The organism is Variovorax sp. JS1663, assembly GCF_002157355.1.
GTDB lineage: Bacteria > Pseudomonadota > Gammaproteobacteria > Burkholderiales > Burkholderiaceae_C > Variovorax.
Genome location: NZ_LYMK01000019.1, coordinates 48460 through 66327 on the forward strand (window position 1 = coordinate 48460; position 17868 = coordinate 66327).

Annotated in this window: 19 protein-coding genes and 1 tRNA gene; 1 reads left to right on the forward strand and 19 read right to left on the reverse strand. The window is 65.8% G+C overall.

Annotation, left to right across the window (positions count from 1 at the left end; genetic code table 11):
• Position 1: 1 nt before the first annotated feature.
• The 19 genes from nuoK to A8M77_RS17355 form a co-directional block, all read right to left on the reverse strand.
• Positions 2-310 (reverse strand): NADH-quinone oxidoreductase subunit NuoK, encoded by a 309-nt coding sequence (gene nuoK, locus A8M77_RS17265; protein WP_086922746.1) that lies wholly within the window; start codon positions 308-310, stop codon positions 2-4.
• A complete protein-coding gene (locus A8M77_RS17270; protein WP_086922747.1) occupies positions 307-954 on the reverse strand; it encodes an NADH-quinone oxidoreductase subunit J in 648 nt (215 codons plus the stop codon). Before A8M77_RS17270 ends, nuoK begins: the two co-directional genes overlap by 4 nt.
• Positions 955-991: 37 nt before the next feature.
• Entirely contained in the window at positions 992-1510 is a 519-nt protein-coding gene (nuoI, locus tag A8M77_RS17275) for an NADH-quinone oxidoreductase subunit NuoI (protein ID WP_086922748.1), read from the reverse strand.
• Positions 1511-1515: 5 nt separating this feature from the next.
• Complete coding sequence (nuoH, locus tag A8M77_RS17280) at positions 1516-2592, reverse strand: NADH-quinone oxidoreductase subunit NuoH (RefSeq protein ID WP_086922749.1); 1077 nt, start codon at positions 2590-2592, stop codon at positions 1516-1518.
• On the reverse strand, positions 2589-4730 hold the full coding sequence (gene nuoG, locus A8M77_RS17285; protein WP_086922750.1) for an NADH-quinone oxidoreductase subunit NuoG: 2142 nt from the start codon (positions 4728-4730) through the stop codon (positions 2589-2591). The genes nuoH and nuoG overlap by 4 nt, the downstream gene beginning before the upstream one ends.
• 16 nt (positions 4731-4746) lie before the next feature.
• Positions 4747-6087 carry an NADH-quinone oxidoreductase subunit NuoF gene (gene nuoF / locus A8M77_RS17290; RefSeq protein WP_086922751.1) on the reverse strand — a complete coding sequence of 447 codons (1341 nt, stop codon included), beginning with the start codon at positions 6085-6087 and terminating at the stop codon, positions 4747-4749.
• On the reverse strand, positions 6084-6614 hold the full coding sequence (locus tag A8M77_RS17295) for an NADH-quinone oxidoreductase subunit NuoE family protein (RefSeq protein ID WP_086922805.1): 531 nt from the start codon (positions 6612-6614) through the stop codon (positions 6084-6086). Before A8M77_RS17295 ends, nuoF begins: the two co-directional genes overlap by 4 nt.
• 8 nt (positions 6615-6622) lie before the next feature.
• Positions 6623-7876 carry an NADH-quinone oxidoreductase subunit D gene (locus tag A8M77_RS17300; protein WP_086922752.1) on the reverse strand — a complete coding sequence of 418 codons (1254 nt, stop codon included), beginning with the start codon at positions 7874-7876 and terminating at the stop codon, positions 6623-6625.
• A gap of 1 nt (position 7877) precedes the next feature.
• Positions 7878-8489, reverse strand: coding sequence for an NADH-quinone oxidoreductase subunit C (locus A8M77_RS17305; RefSeq protein WP_086922753.1), 612 nt, complete (start codon positions 8487-8489; stop codon positions 7878-7880).
• 13 nt (positions 8490-8502) lie between these two features.
• Positions 8503-8982: a NuoB/complex I 20 kDa subunit family protein gene (locus tag A8M77_RS17310; RefSeq protein WP_021008163.1), complete on the reverse strand. Its 480-nt coding sequence runs from the start codon at positions 8980-8982 to the stop codon at positions 8503-8505.
• Positions 8983-8997: 15 nt separating this feature from the next.
• Entirely contained in the window at positions 8998-9357 is a 360-nt protein-coding gene (locus A8M77_RS17315) for an NADH-quinone oxidoreductase subunit A (RefSeq protein WP_086922754.1), read from the reverse strand.
• A gap of 57 nt (positions 9358-9414) precedes the next feature.
• A tRNA-Leu gene (locus A8M77_RS17320) sits at positions 9415-9499 on the reverse strand.
• A gap of 122 nt (positions 9500-9621) precedes the next feature.
• A complete protein-coding gene (secG, locus tag A8M77_RS17325; RefSeq protein ID WP_086922755.1) occupies positions 9622-10050 on the reverse strand; it encodes a preprotein translocase subunit SecG in 429 nt (142 codons plus the stop codon).
• Between the two features lie 38 nt (positions 10051-10088).
• Complete coding sequence (gene tpiA / locus A8M77_RS17330; RefSeq protein WP_086922756.1) at positions 10089-10841, reverse strand: triose-phosphate isomerase; 753 nt, start codon at positions 10839-10841, stop codon at positions 10089-10091.
• 11 nt (positions 10842-10852) lie between these two features.
• Positions 10853-11851 (reverse strand): NAD(P)H-quinone oxidoreductase, encoded by a 999-nt coding sequence (locus A8M77_RS17335; protein WP_086922757.1) that lies wholly within the window; start codon positions 11849-11851, stop codon positions 10853-10855.
• 79 nt (positions 11852-11930) lie between these two features.
• A complete protein-coding gene (gene pnp, locus A8M77_RS17340) occupies positions 11931-14216 on the reverse strand; it encodes a polyribonucleotide nucleotidyltransferase (protein ID WP_086922758.1) in 2286 nt (761 codons plus the stop codon).
• A gap of 218 nt (positions 14217-14434) precedes the next feature.
• Positions 14435-14701 (reverse strand): 30S ribosomal protein S15, encoded by a 267-nt coding sequence (rpsO, locus tag A8M77_RS17345; RefSeq protein WP_086922759.1) that lies wholly within the window; start codon positions 14699-14701, stop codon positions 14435-14437.
• Positions 14702-14830: 129 nt separating this feature from the next.
• Entirely contained in the window at positions 14831-15997 is a 1167-nt protein-coding gene (locus A8M77_RS17350) for a pyridoxal phosphate-dependent aminotransferase (protein ID WP_086922760.1), read from the reverse strand.
• 22 nt (positions 15998-16019) lie between these two features.
• The gene (locus A8M77_RS17355; RefSeq protein ID WP_086922761.1) at positions 16020-17303 is read right to left on the reverse strand and encodes a branched-chain amino acid ABC transporter substrate-binding protein; all 1284 of its coding nucleotides are present in this window, start codon (positions 17301-17303) and stop codon (positions 16020-16022) included.
• Positions 17304-17426: 123 nt separating this feature from the next.
• On the opposite strand from A8M77_RS17355, the gene A8M77_RS17360 reads away from it, so the two are divergent.
• Complete coding sequence (locus A8M77_RS17360; RefSeq protein ID WP_086922806.1) at positions 17427-17798, forward strand: Hsp20/alpha crystallin family protein; 372 nt, start codon at positions 17427-17429, stop codon at positions 17796-17798.
• Positions 17799-17868 lie beyond the last annotated feature (70 nt).

The window sequence follows — 17868 nt, forward strand, 5'->3', positions numbered from 1 at the left end:
CCTAGCCCTTGAGCGCATTCAATTCGTCGACGTTGATGTTCGACTTGTTGCGGAACAGCAGCACCAGCAGCGCCAGCCCGATCGCGGACTCGGCCGCGGCCACGGTCAGGATGAAGAACACGAAGATCTGGCCGTGCATGTCGCCCAGGAAGTACGAGAAGGCGACGAAGTTGACGTTGACCGCCAGCAGCATCAGCTCGATGCACATCAGAAGCACGATCAAGTTCTTGCGGTTCAGGAAAATGCCGATCACCGACAGCGCGAAAAGCATCGCACCGAGCGACAGGAAGTGTCCGAGCGTGAGAGTCATGCCTTGGTCTCCCCGGCCGCAGCCGAATCCTCGACCGCGGGCTGAGCCGCGCGGGTCACCGGCATCTGCACGACGCGCACGCGGTCGCGCGCCTTCACGCGGACCTGGTCGGCCGGGTTGACGTACTTGCTGTCCTTGCGCGTGCGCAGCGTCAGCGCGATGGCGGCGACGATCGCCACGAGCAGGATGACGGCGGCGATCTCCAGCGGGTAGAGGTACTCGGTGTAGAGCAGCTTGCCCAGTTCCAGCGTGTTGGAGTTCTCGGGGCCGGTCGCCATCGGGCGGCGCGGCTCGGCCAGGCGGAAGCCGCCCATGAGCACGGCAGCCATTTCAAGCGCGATCAGCGCGCCGACGCCCGCGGCGAGCGGGAAGTGCTTCCAGAAACCCTGCCGCAGCGCGTCGACATTGATGTCGAGCATCATCACCACGAACAGGAACAGCACCATCACCGCGCCCACGTAGACCAGCACCAGAGAGATCGCGAGGAACTCGGCGCGCAGCAGCAGCCAGATGGCCGAAGCCTGGAAGAAGGCGAGCACCAGGTACAGCGCCGCATACACGGGGTTGCGCGAGGTGATGACGCGGAAGGCTGCAAACAGCAGCACCGCGGCGAACAGGTAGAACAGACCGGTCTTGATGTCCATGATCGGTTTCGTTTTTGTGGTTCGGGCCAGGTCCGCGTCAGCGGTACTTGGCGTCGGCCGCCTTGTTGGCGGCGATTTCTTTTTCGTAGCGGTCGCCCACGGCCAGCAGCATGTCCTTGGTGAAGTACAGGTCGCCGCGCTTCTCTCCGTGGTATTCGAAGATGTGGGTCTCGACGATGGAGTCAACCGGGCAGCTCTCTTCGCAGAAGCCGCAGAAGATGCACTTGGTCAGGTCGATGTCGTAGCGTGTGGTGCGGCGCGAGCCGTCGTCGCGCACGTCGGATTCGATGGTGATGGCCAGCGCCGGGCAGACTGCCTCGCAGAGCTTGCAGGCGATGCAGCGCTCCTCGCCGTTTTCATAGCGGCGCAGCGCGTGCAGGCCGCGGAAGCGCGGCGAGAGCGGCGTCTTCTCCTCGGGGAACTGAACCGTGATCTTCCGGCTGAAGGCGTACTTGCCGGTGATGGCCAGGCCCTTGAACAGTTCCACCAGCATGAAGCTGGACAGGAAGTCCTTGAGCGAGAACGGCGCGTTGGTCGTGACAGTGTTCGCAGCCATGGCGATTACTTCCAGATGTTGAACGGGGTCTGCATCCAGACACCGACCACCACCAGCCACACCAGCGTGACCGGAATGAAGATCTTCCAGCCCAGACGCATGATCTGGTCGTAGCGGAAGCGGGGGAAGGTCGAGCGGACCCACAGGAACATGGTGACCACGGCAAAGGTCTTGAGGCCGAGCCAGATCCAGCCCGGAATGAAGCCGAGGAACTCGAAGGGAGGAAGCCAGCCGCCGAGGAACAGGATCACCGTCAGGATGGAGACGAGCCACATGTTGGCGTACTCGGCCAGGAAGAACATGGCGAAGCTCATGCCCGAGTACTCGATCATGTGGCCGGCGACGATTTCCGACTCGCCCTCCACCACGTCGAAGGGGTGGCGGTTGGTCTCGGCCAGGCCCGAGATGAAGTAGACCAGGAAGATCGGCAGCAGCGGCAGCCAGTTCCACGACAGGAAACCCACGCCCATCGAGGCGAAGATGCCCTTGCCCTGCCCCATCACGATGTCGCTCATGTTGAGGCTGGCGGAGACCATCAGCACCACCACGAAGGCGAAGCCCATCGCGATTTCATAGCTCACCATCTGGGCCGAGGCGCGCAGCGCACCCAGGAAGGCGTACTTCGAGTTCGAGGCCCAGCCGGCGATGATCACGCCGTACACCTCGAGCGAAGTGATGGCCATGACGAAGAGCAGGCCGGCGTTGATGTTCGCCAGCGCGACGTCGGGGCCGAAGGGAATGACCGCCCAGGCAGCCAGAGCCGGCATGATGGTCATGATCGGCCCCAGCAGGAACAGGCCCTTGTTGGCGACCGTGGGAAGGATGATTTCCTTGGTCAGCAGCTTCAGCGCGTCGGCGATGGGCTGCAGCAGGCCGAGCGGCCCGATGCGGTTGGGGCCCACGCGAATCTGGGTGAAGCCGATGGCCTTGCGCTCCCACAGCGTGAGGTAGGCGACCGCACCCATCAGGGGTAGCACCACCACCACGATCTTGATGAGGGTCCAGATGACCGGCCAGGCGATCGCGGTCCACCAGTGGGCCGAAATCAGGCCCAGGCCGAAGCCGTGCAGGCTGTCGATCATGCGAAGACCTCCTGCGCGGCCCGTGCATCGGCGGTGAGTTGCAGCGAAGGTGCGCGGCGCACGATCGAGTCGAGCTGGTAGATGCGGGCGACGGACGGTGCGGGGGCATCGGCGCTGCGTTCGCCATCGGCGCGCGCAGCGGTCGCATTGCTGAGTTTCCCGGCCGGCAGCAGGCCCGCAGCCAGGCCGATGTCCGCCTGCACCTCGCTCACCGATTCGAAGGAGAAGCCCTGCAGACCCAGCAGGTTCGCCAGGACGCGCAGCACCTTCCAGGCAGGGCGAGTCTCGCCCTGCGGCTTCACCACCGCGTGGAAGCTCTGCACCCGGCCTTCGGCGTTCACAAAGGTGCCGGGGGTTTCGGTGAAGGGCGCAATGGGCAGCAGCACGTCGCTGAATTCCAGGTTGGCCTTGAAGGGGCTCAGCGTCACGACCATCTGGGCGTGCGTCAGCGCATCGGCCGCAGCGGCGCCGGCGGCCGAATCGAAGACGGGCTCGGTGTTCAGCAGCAGCGCGGCCTTGAGCGAGCCGGCAAGCATCTGGCCCGCATTCAGCCCGCCTTCGCCGGGCAGCGCGCCGACCAGTTGCGCACCGACGGTGTTGGCCGCCTCGGTCAGGTAGCCGACGCTGGCGCCAGTCTGTGCGCCCAGCCAGTTCGACAGCGACAGGAGCGCGCCGGCCTGGGCGTGGTGGGCGGCTGCGTTACCGAGCAGGATGGCCTTGCGTTCGCCACCGAGCAGCGAGGCGGCGATGGCCTTCGCCCGGTCACCAGGCTCGGTCGAACGGGCCACGGGTGCGACGGCGCCGCTGCTCGCGGCCACGGCGGCGGCGATCTCGGCCAGCGCATCGACCCAATCCTGGGCCGGCACGCGCACCGGATTCGCCACTTGCATGGCCCAGGCCTCGTCGTCGGCCAGCAGCTCTGCCGAGGTCAGCGCGCTGAGCGTCGCGCCCTTGCGCACCGCCTGACGGATGCGCTGCGCGAACAAAGGATGGTCCTTGCGCAGGTTGGTGCCGACCACCAGCACGCGCTGCAGTTGCGACAGCGAGGCAATCGAGGTGCCCAGCCAGCGCACGCCCTCGGCGGCGCCGAACTCGGCATGGCGCAAGCGGTGGTCAATGTTGGTGCTGCCCAGGCTTTGCAGCAGCAGCTTGGCCAGGTGCAGCTCTTCCAGCGTGCTGTGCGGACTGACGAGCGCACCGATGCTTTGCGCGCCATGGTCCGTTTTGATCTGCTTGAGACCATTGGCCACGTACTCGAGCGCGGTCTGCCAGTCGACCTGCTGCCACTGACCGCCCTGCTTGAGCATGGGCTGCGTGAGGCGCTCGGGGCCGTTCAGGGCCTCGTAGGAGAAGCGGTCGCGGTCCGCGATCCAGCACTCGTTGACGTCTTCATTCTCCAACGGCACCACGCGCATCACACGGTTGTTCTTGACCTGGACGATCAGGTTGGCGCCGGTGGAATCGTGCGGGCTGACCGACTTGCGGCGCGACAGCTCCCAGGTGCGAGCACTGTAGCGGAAGGGCTTGCTGGTCAGCGCGCCCACCGGGCAGATGTCGATCATGTTGCCCGAGAGCTCGGAATCGACCGAGCCGCCGATGAAGGTCTCGATCTCGGAATGCTCGCCGCGGTGGGACATGCCCAGTTCCATCACGCCGGCCACTTCCTGGCCGAAGCGCACGCAGCGGGTGCAATGGATGCAGCGGCTCATCTCTTCCATGCTGATGAGCGGGCCCACGTCCTTGTGGAACACCACGCGCTTCTCTTCCTCGTAGCGCGAGGAAGAGCCGCCGTAGCCCACCGCCAGGTCCTGCAGTTGGCATTCGCCGCCCTGGTCGCAGATCGGGCAGTCCAGCGGGTGATTGATGAGCAGGAACTCCATGACCGACTGCTGGGCCTTGATGGCCTTGTCGCTCTTGGTGCGCACGATCATGCCTTGCGTCACCGGCGTGGCGCAGGCCGGCATCGGCTTGGGCGCCTTTTCGACGTCGACCAGGCACATGCGGCAGTTGGCCGCGATGCTGAGCTTCTTGTGATAGCAGAAGTGCGGGATGTAGGTGCCAGCCTTGTCGGCCGCATGCATCACCATGCTGCCTTCGGTCACTTCGACCTTCTTGCCGTCGAGTTCGATTTCAACCATGTTCGTGTTTTCTCGCTCAGGCCTTGACGGGTGCCTTCGGGACGTAGCCCGGGATCAAGGCCTCGAACTCGTGGCGGAAGTGCTTGATCATGGCCCGCACCGGCATCGCCGCGGCGTCGCCCAGCGCACAGATGGTGCGGCCCTGGATGTTGTCGGCGACGGAGTTCAGCAAGTCCATGTCGCTGGCCTTGCCGTGGCCGTTGTGGATGCGGTCGACCACGCGCCACAGCCAGCCCGTGCCTTCGCGGCAGGGCGTGCACTGCCCGCAGGATTCGTGCATGTAGAAGTAGGAGAGGCGCTTGAGCGACTCGACCATCGAGCGGCTGTCGTCCATCACGATCACCGCGCCCGAGCCCAGCATGGAGCCGGCCTTGGCGATGGAGTCGTAGTCCATCGTGCACTCCATCATGATCGAGGCCGGCAGCACCGGCGCGGAGGAACCGCCGGGAATCACAGCCTTGAGCTGGCGGCCCTTGCGCACGCCGCCGGCGAGCTCGAGCAGCTTGGAGAAAGGCGTGCCCATCGGCACTTCATAGTTGCCGGGCAACTCGACGTCGCCACTGACCGAGTAGATCTTGGTGCCGCCGTTGTTCGGCTTGCCGCACTCCAGATACGCCACGCCACCGTTGTTGATGATCCACGGCACCGCGGCGAAGGTCTCGGTGTTGTTGATCGTGGTCGGCTTGCCGTAGAGGCCGAAGCTGGCCGGGAACGGCGGCTTGAAGCGCGGCTGGCCCTTCTTGCCTTCCAGCGATTCGAGGAGCGCCGTCTCTTCGCCGCAGATGTAGGCGCCGAAACCGTGCGACGCATGCAGTTGGAAGTTGAAGCCGCTGCCCAGGATCTTGTCGCCCAGGTAGCCGGCCGCCCTCGCCTCTTCCAGCGCTTCCTCGAAGCGCTGGTAGGTCTGGAAGATCTCGCCGTGGATGTAGTTGTAGCCCACGCTGATGCCCATCGCGTAGGCCGCAATGGCCATGCCCTCGATCACGATGTGCGGGTTGAACTGCAGGATGTCGCGGTCCTTGCAGGTGCCGGGCTCGCCTTCGTCGGAGTTGCAGACCAGGTACTTCTGACCCGGGAACTGGCGCGGCATGAAGCTCCACTTGAGACCGGTCGGGAAACCCGCGCCGCCACGGCCACGCAGGCCGGAGGCCTTGACCTCGGCAATCACCTGCTCGGGCGTCAGCCCCTCGCTCAGGATCTTGCGCAGCGCCTTGTAGCCGCCGCGGGCCTCGTAGTCGGCCAGGCGCCAGTTGGTGCCGTCCAGGCCGGCATAGATCTGGGGCTCGATGTGGCGGTCGTGGAAGCAGGTCTGGACGCCGGTGGCCTGGAACTGGGAGAGGACTTGCTCTGGCGTCATTGCGCGCCCTCCGCCTTCGCGTTGCGCAGGCCGTCGATGAGCTGGTCAAGCTTGTCGTTGCTCATGAAGCTGCACATGGTCTGATCGTTGACCAGCATCACGGGCGAATCGGCGCAGGCGCCCAGGCACTCGCTCTGCTGCAGGGTGAACATGCCGTCGGCCGTGGTCTCGCCCATCCGGATGCCCAGCTTCTTCTCGAGGTGCGCCAGCGCCACGGCGCCGTCGCGCAGCTGGCACGGCAGGTTGGTGCAGACGTTGAGCTTGTAGCGGCCCACCGGCTGCTGGTTGTACATGTTGTAGAAGGTCGTGACCTCGTGCACCGCAATCGGCGCCATGCCGAGGTAGGCCGCGATCTCGCGCTCGCGCTGGGTGCTGACGTAGCCCTCTTCCTTCTGGACGATCGTGAGGCAGGCCATCACGGCCGACTGCTTGCCGGCCGGCGGGTACTTGGCGACCTCGCGCGCGAAGAGATCCAGGATGGCCGCCGGCAGCGGCGGCTGGGTGCTCTGGTTGGTGTCGGGAGTCATGCGTTCGCTCACCTGTCGATTTCGCCGAAGACGATGTCCATGGTGCCGATCACCGCGACCGCGTCGGCGATCATGTGGCCGCGCGACATCTCGTCGAGCGCGGCCAGATGCGGGAAGCCCGGGGCACGAATCTTCAGGCGGTAGGGCTTGTTGGCGCCATCGCTCACGAGATAGATGCCGAACTCCCCCTTTGGATGCTCGACGGCGGCGTACGCCTCGCCCTCGGGCACGTGGAAGCCTTCGGTGAAGAGCTTGAAATGGTGGATCAGCTCCTCCATGTTCGCCTTCATCGATTCGCGCGCGGGCGCGGCCACCTTGTGGTTGTCGGTGATCACCGGGCCCGGATTGGCGCGCAGCCAAGCCGAGCATTGCTGGATGATTCGATTGGCCTGGCGCATCTCCTCGACACGGACCAGGTAGCGGTCGTAGCAGTCGCCCGTCCTGCCGATCGGCACATCGAAGTCCATGCGGTCGTAGACGTCGTAGGGCTGCTTCTTGCGCAGGTCCCACTCGACGCCGGAGCCGCGCAGCATCGGGCCAGTGAAGCCGAGGTTGAGCGCACGCTCGGGCGAGACCACGCCGATGCCGACGGTGCGCTGCTTCCAGATGCGGTTGTCGGTGAGCAGCGTCTCGTACTCGTCGACCATCTTGGGAAAGCGCTTGCAGAAGTCGTCGACGAAGTCCAGCAGCGAGCCCTGGCGGTTTTCGTTGAGCTTCTCGATCGCCTTGGCGTTCTTTATCTTGCTGACCTTGTACTGCGGCATCGCGTCCGGCAGGTCGCGGTAGACGCCGCCCGGACGAAAATAGGCCGCGTGCATGCGCGCACCCGAGACCGCCTCGTACATGTCGAACAGGTCCTCGCGCTCGCGGAAGCAGTAGATGAGCATGTTCATCGCACCGCAGTCCAGCCCGTGCGCGCCCAGCCACAGCAGGTGGTTCAAGAGGCGCGTGATCTCGGCAAACATCACGCGGATGTACTGCGCGCGCAGCGGCACTTCCAGGCCGAGCAAGCGCTCGATGGCCAGGCAGTAGGCGTGCTCGTTGCTCATCATCGAGACGTAGTCCAACCGGTCCATGTAGGGCAGCGACTGGATGTAGGTACGCGTCTCGGCCAATTTCTCGGTGGCGCGGTGCAGCAGGCCGATGTGCGGGTCCGCGCGCTGGATCACTTCGCCGTCGAGCTCGAGCACCAAGCGCAACACCCCGTGCGCTGCCGGATGCTGGGGGCCGAAGTTGAGCGTGTAGTTCTTGATTTCCGCCATGTCAGTGCAGGCCGCCGCCGTAGTTGTCTTCGCGAATCACGCGCGGCGTGATCTCGCGCGGCTCGATGGTCACCGGCTGGTAGATCACGCGCTTCTGCTCCGGATCGAAGCGCATCTCGACGTGGCCGGAGACGGGGAAGTCCTTGCGGAACGGGTGGCCGATGAAGCCGTAGTCGGTGAGGATGCGGCGCAGGTCGTCATGACCTTCGAACACGATCCCGTAGAGGTCGAAGGCCTCGCGCTCGAACCAGCCCGCGGAACTCCAGATACCGGTCAGCGAATCGACCACCGGCAGGTCCTCGCTGGGGGCGAAGACCTTGAGACGGACACGCTGATTGAGGCTCACCGACAGCAGATGCGAGACCACGCAGAAGCGCTCGCCTTCCCACTCGCCTTCACGGTAGTCGGAATAGTCCATGCCGCACAGGTCGATCAGCTGCTCGAAGCGGCAGCCGGGCGCATCGCGCAGCAGCCGCGCGCCTTCGAGGTAGTCGGCAGCGGCCACGACCACGGTCACCTCGCCGAGCGCGACGGTGACGCTCTTGGCCTTGGCGCCCAGCGTTTCCTGGATCTGTTTCTGCAGTGCCTCGGGAGAAATCGCAAAGTCGGTCATCGTCTCTCGCTTCTCAGGCACGCGCTATCGTGTTGGTGCGGCGGATCTTCTGCTGCAGCTGGATAATCCCGTACAACAGCGCCTCGGCGGTTGGCGGGCAGCCAGGCACGTAGACATCGACCGGCACGATGCGGTCGCAGCCGCGCACGACCGAATAGCTGTAGTGGTAGTAGCCGCCGCCATTGGCACAGGAGCCCATCGAGAGCACCCAGCGCGGCTCGGGCATCTGGTCGTAGACCTTGCGCAGGGCCGGCGCCATCTTGTTGCACAGCGTGCCGGCCACGATCATCAGATCGGACTGGCGCGGGCTCGGGCGGAACAGCATGCCGAAGCGGTCGATGTCGTAGCGCGCGGCACCCGCGTGCATCATTTCCACAGCACAGCAGGCGAGACCGAAGGTCATCGGCCAGAGCGATCCCGTCTTGGCCCAGTTCACCACCGAATCGTAGGTCGTGGTGACGAAGCCTTCCTTCATGACGCCTTCAATGGCCATTGTTCGGATTCCTTGTCATTCCCAGTCGAGCGCACCCTTTTTCCATTCGTAGACGAAGCCCACGACGAGGATGGCGAGAAAAATCATCATGGCCCAGAAGCCCACCGGACCGATCTGCTTGAGGGCGATCGCCCAAGGGAAGAGGAAGGCGATCTCGAGGTCGAAAAGAATGAAGAGAATCGCCACCAGGTAATAGCGCACGTCGAACTTCATGCGCGCGTCTTCGAAGGCCTCGAAGCCGCATTCGTAGGGCGAATTCTTCTGGGCGTCGGGCCGATTGGGGCCGAGGATGTAACCGAGAACCTGAGGTGCTACGCCAACACCCACTCCGACCAGGATGAACAACAGGACGGGGAGGTAGGTTTCGAGGTTCATCGGGGTCTTTTACCGCTTGTCGCCGACAGGAAGATGAAGCCTCCTGCCGGCGAGATTTGGTGCCGTCGGCGAGACTCGAACTCGCACAGCTTTCGCCACTACCCCCTCAAGATAGCGTGTCTACCAATTTCACCACGACGGCGGTTTTTCTATGTCCGGATGGCATGAGGAACCTGATGCGGTTTTGGCTTTCCGGACAGCTTTAGAGTTTACCCTGAAATGAAGTCGTTTTCGCTGGAGCAGGGTCGAAAACGACTGCTGCGTTCACTTGGTCGGGATCTGCGCAGCGCCCGAAGCAGGCGTCGCCGGTGCGGGCGCACCGCCAGCCGGCGCGGCGGGTGCATTGCCGGTCGGAATATGCGAGGCTGGGCCCGAAGCGGGTGGCGCAGGTGCCGGCGCGGGCGCCGAGGCCCCGATCGCGGCGCGCTCAATCAGGCTGCCGCCGCCCGTGGGGCGGCTGTGGCTGAAGTAGGCCAGCAGCAGCGTGCAGGCAAAGAAGACGGCGGCGAGGACGGCGGTGCTGCGCGAGAGGAAGTTCGCGCTGCCGCTGGCGCCGAACAGGCTGCCGGCGCTGCCGCTGCCGAAAGCCGCGCCCATGTCGGCGCCCTTGCCGTGCTGGATGAGGATCAGGCCGATCATCGCGAGCGCCGACAGCATCTGCACGCCCACGAGGATGTTGAAGACCACGTTCATTTCGTTCTTACTCCGGGATTCGTTGGGGCCGGGCCGCTTCAGCGGGCCGCGGCAATGATCTGCAGGAAGTCGGGGGCCTTGAGGGAGGCGCCGCCGATCAGGCCGCCGTCGATGTCGGGCTGGGCCAGCAGCTCGGCGGCGTTGGCGGCATTCATGCTGCCGCCATAGAGGATGCGGATGCCCGCCGCGTGCTCGTTCGCGGCATGGTGCAGCTGTGCGCGCAGCAGAGCGTGCACGGCCTGCGCCTGGCCAGGCGTCGCCGTCTTGCCGGTGCCGATCGCCCACACCGGCTCGTAGGCCACCACGATCTCGCTGATGCAATGGCCGTTGACATGGATCACGGCAGCGAGTTGGCGCTTGACCACCTCCTCGGTGTGTCCCGCCTCGCGCTCAGCCAGCGTCTCGCCGACACAGACGATCGGCGTGATGCCGTTGGCAAGTGCCGCGGCCGTTTTGGCGGCCACGGCCTCGTCGGTCTCGCCGTGGTACTGACGGCGCTCCGAATGGCCGACGATCGCGTAGCGCACGCCGAAGTCCTTCAGCATCGCGGCCGACTGCTCGCCGGTGAAGGCGCCCTGCGGCTGGGCCGACAGGTCCTGTGCACCCAGCGCGATCGGCGAGCCGGCCACCAGCGCCTGCACCTGCGCCAGGTATGGCGCCGGCACGCACACCGCGACCTCGCATCCCGGCGTGCCGACTCCCTGACACAGCGCGTTGACCAGTGCCTCGTTGGCGGCCAGGCTGCCGTTCATCTTCCAGTTGCCGGCGATGAGTTTCTTCTTCGTCGTCATGTCTTCGTCACTCACCAGGTCAGCACGATCTTGCCGATGTGCTGGTTCGATTCCATCAGGGTATGCGCCTGCGCCGCACCGCTCGGCACGCCACCCGCAGCAAAGACGCTGTGGATGACGGGCTTGACCGCACCGCTCTCGAGCAGCGGCCAGACCTTCTCGCGCAGCGACTTCGCGATTGCACCCTTGAACGCGACCGGCCGCGGCCGCAGCGTCGAGCCGGTGATGGTCAGGCGCCGGCGCAGCACGAGGCCCGCGTTGAAGTCGCTCTTGATCCCGCCCTGAACGGCGATGATGACCAAGCGGCCATCCTCGGCCAGGCACTGGATCTCGCGCGCCACGTAGTCACCGGCCACCATATCGAGGATCACGTCCACGCCCTTGCCGCCCGTCAGCCGCTTCGCCTCCTCGGCGAAGTCGGCCGTCTTGTAGTTGATCGCATGGTCGGCGCCGAGTTTGCGGCAGGCCTCGCACTTGTCATCGCTGCCCGCGGTCGCGATCACGGTCGCGCCGAAGGCCTTGCCCAGCTGGATCGCCGTCACGCCGATGCCGCTGGTGCCGCCCTGGATCAGCAGGGTCTCGCCTTTTTGCAGGCGACCGCGGTCGAACACGTTGCTCCAGACGGTGAAGAAGGTCTCGGGCAGCGAGGCCGCCTCGGCATCGCTCCAGCCCTTGGGCACCGGCAGACACTGAGCCACCGGCGCCACGCAGAACTCGGCATAGCCGCCGCCTGCGATCAGCGCGCACACGCGGTCGCCGACCGCGAAGCCGGCTTCCTTCATGGCCACGGCATCGCCCGAGACGATCTCGCCGGCGACCTCGAGTCCCGGCAGGTCCGAAGCACCGGGCGGCACCGGGTAGTTGCCGGTGCGCTGCAAAACGTCGGGCCGGTTCACGCCGCTGGCGGCCACGCGGATCAGCAGCTCACCCGCGCCGGCGACCGGCGCCGGCCGCTCGGCCTGGCGCAGCACTTCGGGCGCACCGAAGGAAGTGATTTCAATGGCTTTCATGCATCTCTCGGCTGAGACGCCCGTCCTTGCGAACGGGCGCGGGTTGCAATGACGGCGAAGGCGCCACCGCCCTCGCCTCTCAAGCCTGGCGATCGCCGCCGTTGGGCTCTTGCGGACGCGCGTCCTGCTCGACGGCCACGGCCTGTTCGCCAGACGCCTCGACGGGGTTGTCGGCGCGCGGCGCGCGCTCGCCACGGGGCGGGCGGTCGCCACGCTCGCGCCGCTCGCCACGCTCCTCGCGCGGCGGGCGATCGTTGAACTCCATGCCGGCCGGACGCTCGGCCAACGCCTTCATGGACAGCTTGACGCGGCCCTTGTCGTCGGTCTCGAGCACCTTGACCTTCACGATCTGGCCTTCACTCAGGTAGTCCGTGACCTTCTCGACGCGCTCGTGCGCGATCTGGCTGATGTGCAGCAGGCCGTCCTTGCCGGGCAGCAGGTTGATCAGCGCGCCGAAGTCCAGGATCTTGGTGACCGGCCCCTCGTACACCTTGCCGATCTCGACTTCCGCCGTGATCTGCTCGATGCGCTTCTTGGCCTCTTCGGCCTTGGCCGGATCGGTGGAAGCGATCGTGATGGTGCCGTCTTCCTCGATGTTGATCTGCGTGCCGGTCTCTTCCGTCAGCGCGCGGATCACCGAGCCGCCCTTGCCGATCACGTCGCGGATCTTCTCGGGGTTGATCTTCATTGTGAACAGACGCGGCGCGAAGCTGGACACTTCGGCCTTGGCCTCACCCATCGCTTCCTGCATCTTGCCCAGGATGTGCATGCGCGCTTCCTTGGCCTGGGCCAGGGCGACCTGCATGATCTCCTTGGTGATGCCCTGGATCTTGATGTCCATCTGCAGCGCGGTGATGCCGTTGGTCGTGCCGGCCACCTTGAAGTCCATGTCGCCCAGATGGTCCTCGTCGCCGAGGATGTCGGTCAGCACGGCGAAGCGGTTGTCTTCCTTGATCAGGCCCATGGCGATGCCGGCCACGTGGGCCTTCATCGGCACACCCGCGTCCATCATCGAGAGGCAGCCGCCGCAGACGGAGGCCATGGACGAGGAGCCGTTGGACTCGGTGATCTCCGACACCACGCGGATGGTGTAGGGGAACTCTTCCTTTGTCGGCAGGCAGGCCACGAGGGCGCGCTTGGCCAGGCGGCCATGGCCGACCTCACGGCGCTTCGTCGAGCCCATGCGGCCCACTTCGCCGGTCGCGAAGGGAGGCATGTTGTAGTGGAACAGGAAGCGGTCCTCGTACTCGCCCGCCAGCGCGTCGATGCGCTGCGCATCGCGCTCGGTGCCCAGCGTGGTCACGACCAGCGCCTGCGTCTCGCCGCGGGTGAAGAGCGCCGAGCCGTGGGTGCGCGGCAGCACGCTGTTGCGGATCTCGATCGGCCGCACGGTGCGGGTGTCGCGGCCGTCGATGCGTGGCTCGCCCGAGAGGATCTGGCCGCGGACGATCTTCGATTCGATGGCGAACAGCAGATCGCTGACCTTGCCTGCATCGAAGGCCTCGCCGCTTTCCTTGAGCGAGTCGATCACGCTCGCGTTGGCTTCACGCAGGGCCTGCGTGCGGGCCTGCTTGCTGCGGATCTGGTAGGCGGCGCGCAGCTTTTCCTCGGCCAGGCCCCTGACCTTGGCAACGAAGGCTTCGTCCTCGGCCGGCGGCTGCCAGTCCCACACCGGCTTGCCGGCGTCACGCACGAGTTCGTGGATCGCGTTGATCGCGACGCCGGCCTGCTCATGGCCGAACACCACGCCGCCGAGCATGATTTCCTCGCTCAGTTGCAGGGCCTCGGACTCGACCATCAGCACGGCCGCTTCGGTGCCGGCCACGACCAGGTCCATCTGCGATTCCTTGCGCGCGGTCTGGCCCGGGTTGAGCACGTACTGGCCATTGATGTAGCCCACGCGCGCGGCGCCGATCGGGCCGTTGAACGGAATGCCGGAGATCGACAGCGCGGCGCTCACGCCGATCATGGCGGCGATGTCGGCATCGACCTCGGGGTTCAGCGACACGGTGTGGATCACCACGTGCACCTCGTTCAGGAAACCCTCGGGGAACAGCGGACGGATCGGTCGGTCGATCAGGCGCGAGGTCAGGGTCTCGAGCTCGCTGGGCTTGGCTTCGCGCTTGAAGAAGCTGCCGGGGATCTTGCCCGCGGCGTAGGTCTTCTCGATGTAGTCGACCGTCAGAGGGAAGAAGTCCTGGCCGGGCTTGGCGGTCTTGGAAGCGACCACGGTGGCCAGCACCACGGTGCCTTCGATGTCGACAAGCACGGCGCCGCTGGCTTGGCGCGCGATCTCGCCGGTTTCCATGACGACGGTCTTGTCGCCCCATTGGAAGGTCTTGGTGACTTTGTTGAAAAGGCTCATGTCTTGCTCCTGTTTTTGTTGGCGGGTCGGCCTGCGGTCATCGCAGGCTCCGCGGGAGGAGAGCGCCTTCAGAACACGATGCCATTCCAGGGAAGCTCGGCTTCAAGCTTCATTGGAATGACACAGCTTCGCTCTGTACGGCACTCCTGGATTGATTCGCGAAGTAAAAAACGCCTGAGCTAGCGGACTAACCCAGGCGTTTCTTCATGCGAATCGGTTTACTTGCGCAGACCCAGCTTGGCGATCAGCGCCGAGTAACGGTCGATGTCCTTGGACTTGAGATAGTCCAGGAGCTTGCGACGGCGGCTCACCATGCGCAGCAGGCCGCGGCGACCGTGGTGGTCCTTGGCGTGCGTCTTGAAGTGCGGGGTGAGTTCGTTGATGCGGGCGGTCAGCAGTGCAACTTGCACTTCGGGGCTGCCGGTGTCGTTGGCGCCGCGGGCGTTGTCCTTGACAACTTCCGCCTTGATGGAGGCTGCGATCATTGAGTGATTTCCTTGTTCCGGGATGTTTGACTTGCGGTGGGCGCTGGAACTGCACCCGCCGTGCGCCTTGCGGCATGCAAAGCCTTGGGAGTATACATCGGCGGCCTCTTGGGCCCGGATCGGGGGCTTTCAGGCGCGCGATGGGGAAGCCAGCCAACCGCGCAGCCGCTCGACCCCCTGCGACAGGCGCTCGGGGTCCTTCGACGCGAAGCACCAGCGCAGCCAGCCCTGCGCCTCGGGCGCGAAGGCATTGCCCGGCGCCAGGCCCAGGCCGGCCTCGGCCACCAGGCGCTTGGCGAGCGCCAACGAATCGTCAAAGCCCTCCAGGCGGAAGAAAGCATACATGCCGCCGCGCGCCGGCGCGACCTGCACCCCGGGCACCTCGGCCAGCAAGGGCACCAAGCGGTCCCGGCAGGCCTTCAGGTGCGAGACCACCCGCGGCGTGACCTCCCCGCTCACCCCCAGCGCCGCGATGCCCGCGCGCTGGGTGAACACGCTGGTGCAGGAGGTGTTGAACTCGATCAGCTTGCCCATGCCCTCCACCAGCGTAGGCGGCAGCACCAGCCAGCCCAGGCGCCAGCCGGTCATCAGGAAGCTCTTGGAAAAGCTGTGGACCACGACCAGCCGGTCGTCCGGCACCGACACGTCCAGGAAGCTCGGCGCGCAGCCGTTTGGCGTCGGCTCGTAGTACAACCGCTCGTAGACCTCGTCGGCCAGGATCCAGGTGCTGGTGCGGCGGCAGTGATCGAGAATCGCCTGCTGCTCCTCGCGCGTGAGCGTCCAGCCGGTCGGGTTGTTGGGTGCGTTGATGACCAGCAGTTTGGTGGCCGGCGTCACCGCGGCGCGCAATGCGTCCAGGTCGAGCGTCCACTGCCCAGCCCTCGGCACCAACGGCACGCTGCGCACGCGCGCGCCCAGGATGGCCGGCTGCGCCGTCAGGTTGGGCCACACGGGCGTGACCGCCACGACCTCGTCGCCGGCGTCGACCAGCGCCTGCACCGCCAGCATCAGCGCATTCACGCCGCCGGAAGTGACGGCGATGCGCCCCGCGTCGATGGCGGGGTGCAATCCACTCATGTAGCGGGCGATCGCCTCGCGCAATTCGGGCAGCCCGAGGTTGTGGGCATAGAAGGTCTCGCCGCGCTGCAGGGATTCGATGGCCGCCCGACGGATCGGCTCCGGCGTCACTTCGTCGCCCTCGCCGAACCAGAAGGCCAGCACGTCGGCCCGGCCCATGCCGGCATTGGCAACCTCGCGGATCTTGGAGGCTTCGAGGTTCTGGATGGCTTCGCGCATCGCGTTTTCCTTCTCTGGCAAATCAGGGACGTTGCATCTTGCAGTTGGTGGGCATCTCGGCGCGCTCCGCAGGGATGGTCCGCACCACGCGGAAGCCATAACCGGAACCCTCGACGTCGAACTTCACGCCGGGGCTGCCCTGCCGGTCCATCACGCCGACCACCAGGGTCTGCTGGAACTGGTGATCGGCCGCGCGCATGCGGCCGCCCTGGCCCGCCAGGCTGACCTCGGCCTTCTCCAGCGCGCGCGCCACCGCCACCGTGTCGGCACTGCCGGCGCGCTCGATGGCCTGCGCCAGCGCCTCGACCAGGAGCTGCATCCGCATGTGCACATAGTCGTCCGCCGGCTTCGGGAAGCGCTCGCGGAAGGCGCGGTAGAAAGCCTCCGACTCGCGCGTCTGCACGTTCGGCAGCCAGTCGGCCACCGCGACCACGCGGCCGATGCCGGCGTCGCCGATCGCGGCCGGCGCACCGAGCGCATTGCCGTAGAAGGTGTAGAAGCTGCCGTTGAAACCGGCCTCGCGCGCCGCCTTCACCAGCAACGTGAGGTCGTTGCCCCAGTTGCCGGTGACCACGGCCTGCGCGCCGCTCGCCAGGATCTTGGTCGCGTAGGGCGCGAAATCCTTCACCCGCCCCATCGGGTGCAGCTCCTCGCCGACGATCTGCACGTCGGGCCGCAACTGGGCGAGCTGGCGCTTCGACTCGCGCAGCACCGCCTGGCCGAAGCTGTAGTCCTGCCCGATCAGGTAGGCGCGCTTGAGCGAGGCATCGCTCTTCATCACGTCCATCAGCGCCGTCACGCGCATGTCCGCATGTGCGTCGAAGCGGAAATGCCAGAAGCTGCAGCGCTCGTTGGTGAGGACCGGGTCGACAGCCGAGTAGTTGAGGAAGAGCACCCGCCGCGCGGCGTCGCGTTCGTTGTTCTTCTCGATGGCGTCCACCAGCGCAGCGGCGGTGGCCGATGAATTGCCCTGCAGCACGACGCGCGCGCCATCGTCGATCGCGGCACGCAGCGCGGACAGGGCCTCCTCGTTCTGGCCCTTGCTGTCGTAGCGGTCCAGTTGCAGGAAGCGGGCGCCCCCGGGCAGCTTGATGCCGCCACGCGCATTCACCCGTTCCACCGCCCACAACAGGTTGCGGAACACGGCCTCGCCGGTGTTGGCGAAGGGGCCGCTCATGCTCTCGATCAGCGCCAGCCGGATCGGCGCCACGGGCTGCGCGTGCAAGGCTGGCAGGGCCACCGCGCATAGCGTCGAGGCCGCGAATTTCAAGGCCCGGCGACGGCAAATAAAGCTGATTGAACGCATCTTGAAAGCCCTCCCGCCGCGCCTAGATGGGTGGCAAGCGGCACTCTGTTGAAAGGCCGCGCAGTGTAAGGGACGCACATCTCTCGTCCCCATTGTGTTCATTCAGGAGTACCCACCATGTCTTTGTTTTTTGCACCCGCCCTTCGCACTCGCACCTTCGCGCCGCGTACCTTCGACCGCAGCTTCGAGCGCTTCGTCAACGACGCGTTCTCGACCGCGCGCCGCTCGCTCAACGTCGAGCAGGACGACAAGAGCTGGACCGTGACCCTGGACGTCCCCGGCTTCGCCCGTGAAGACCTCAGCATCGGCATCGAAGGCGCCGTGGTCCGCATCGAGAGCAAGGCCGACGCCAAGCGCCAGTTCAAGGCTGCCTACGAGTTGCCGCAGGACATCGACGTCGCCGCCAGCGAGGCCAAGCTCGAGAACGGCGTTCTCACCCTGAAGCTGGGCAAGCTCGTTCCGGTCAGCAACGTGGCGCAGCTGCAGATCAACTGATACCGAGGCGAACGGCGTGTTTCAGAAATGCTGAACACGCAAGAACCGCGACCGGCCGGTAACTTTTTGT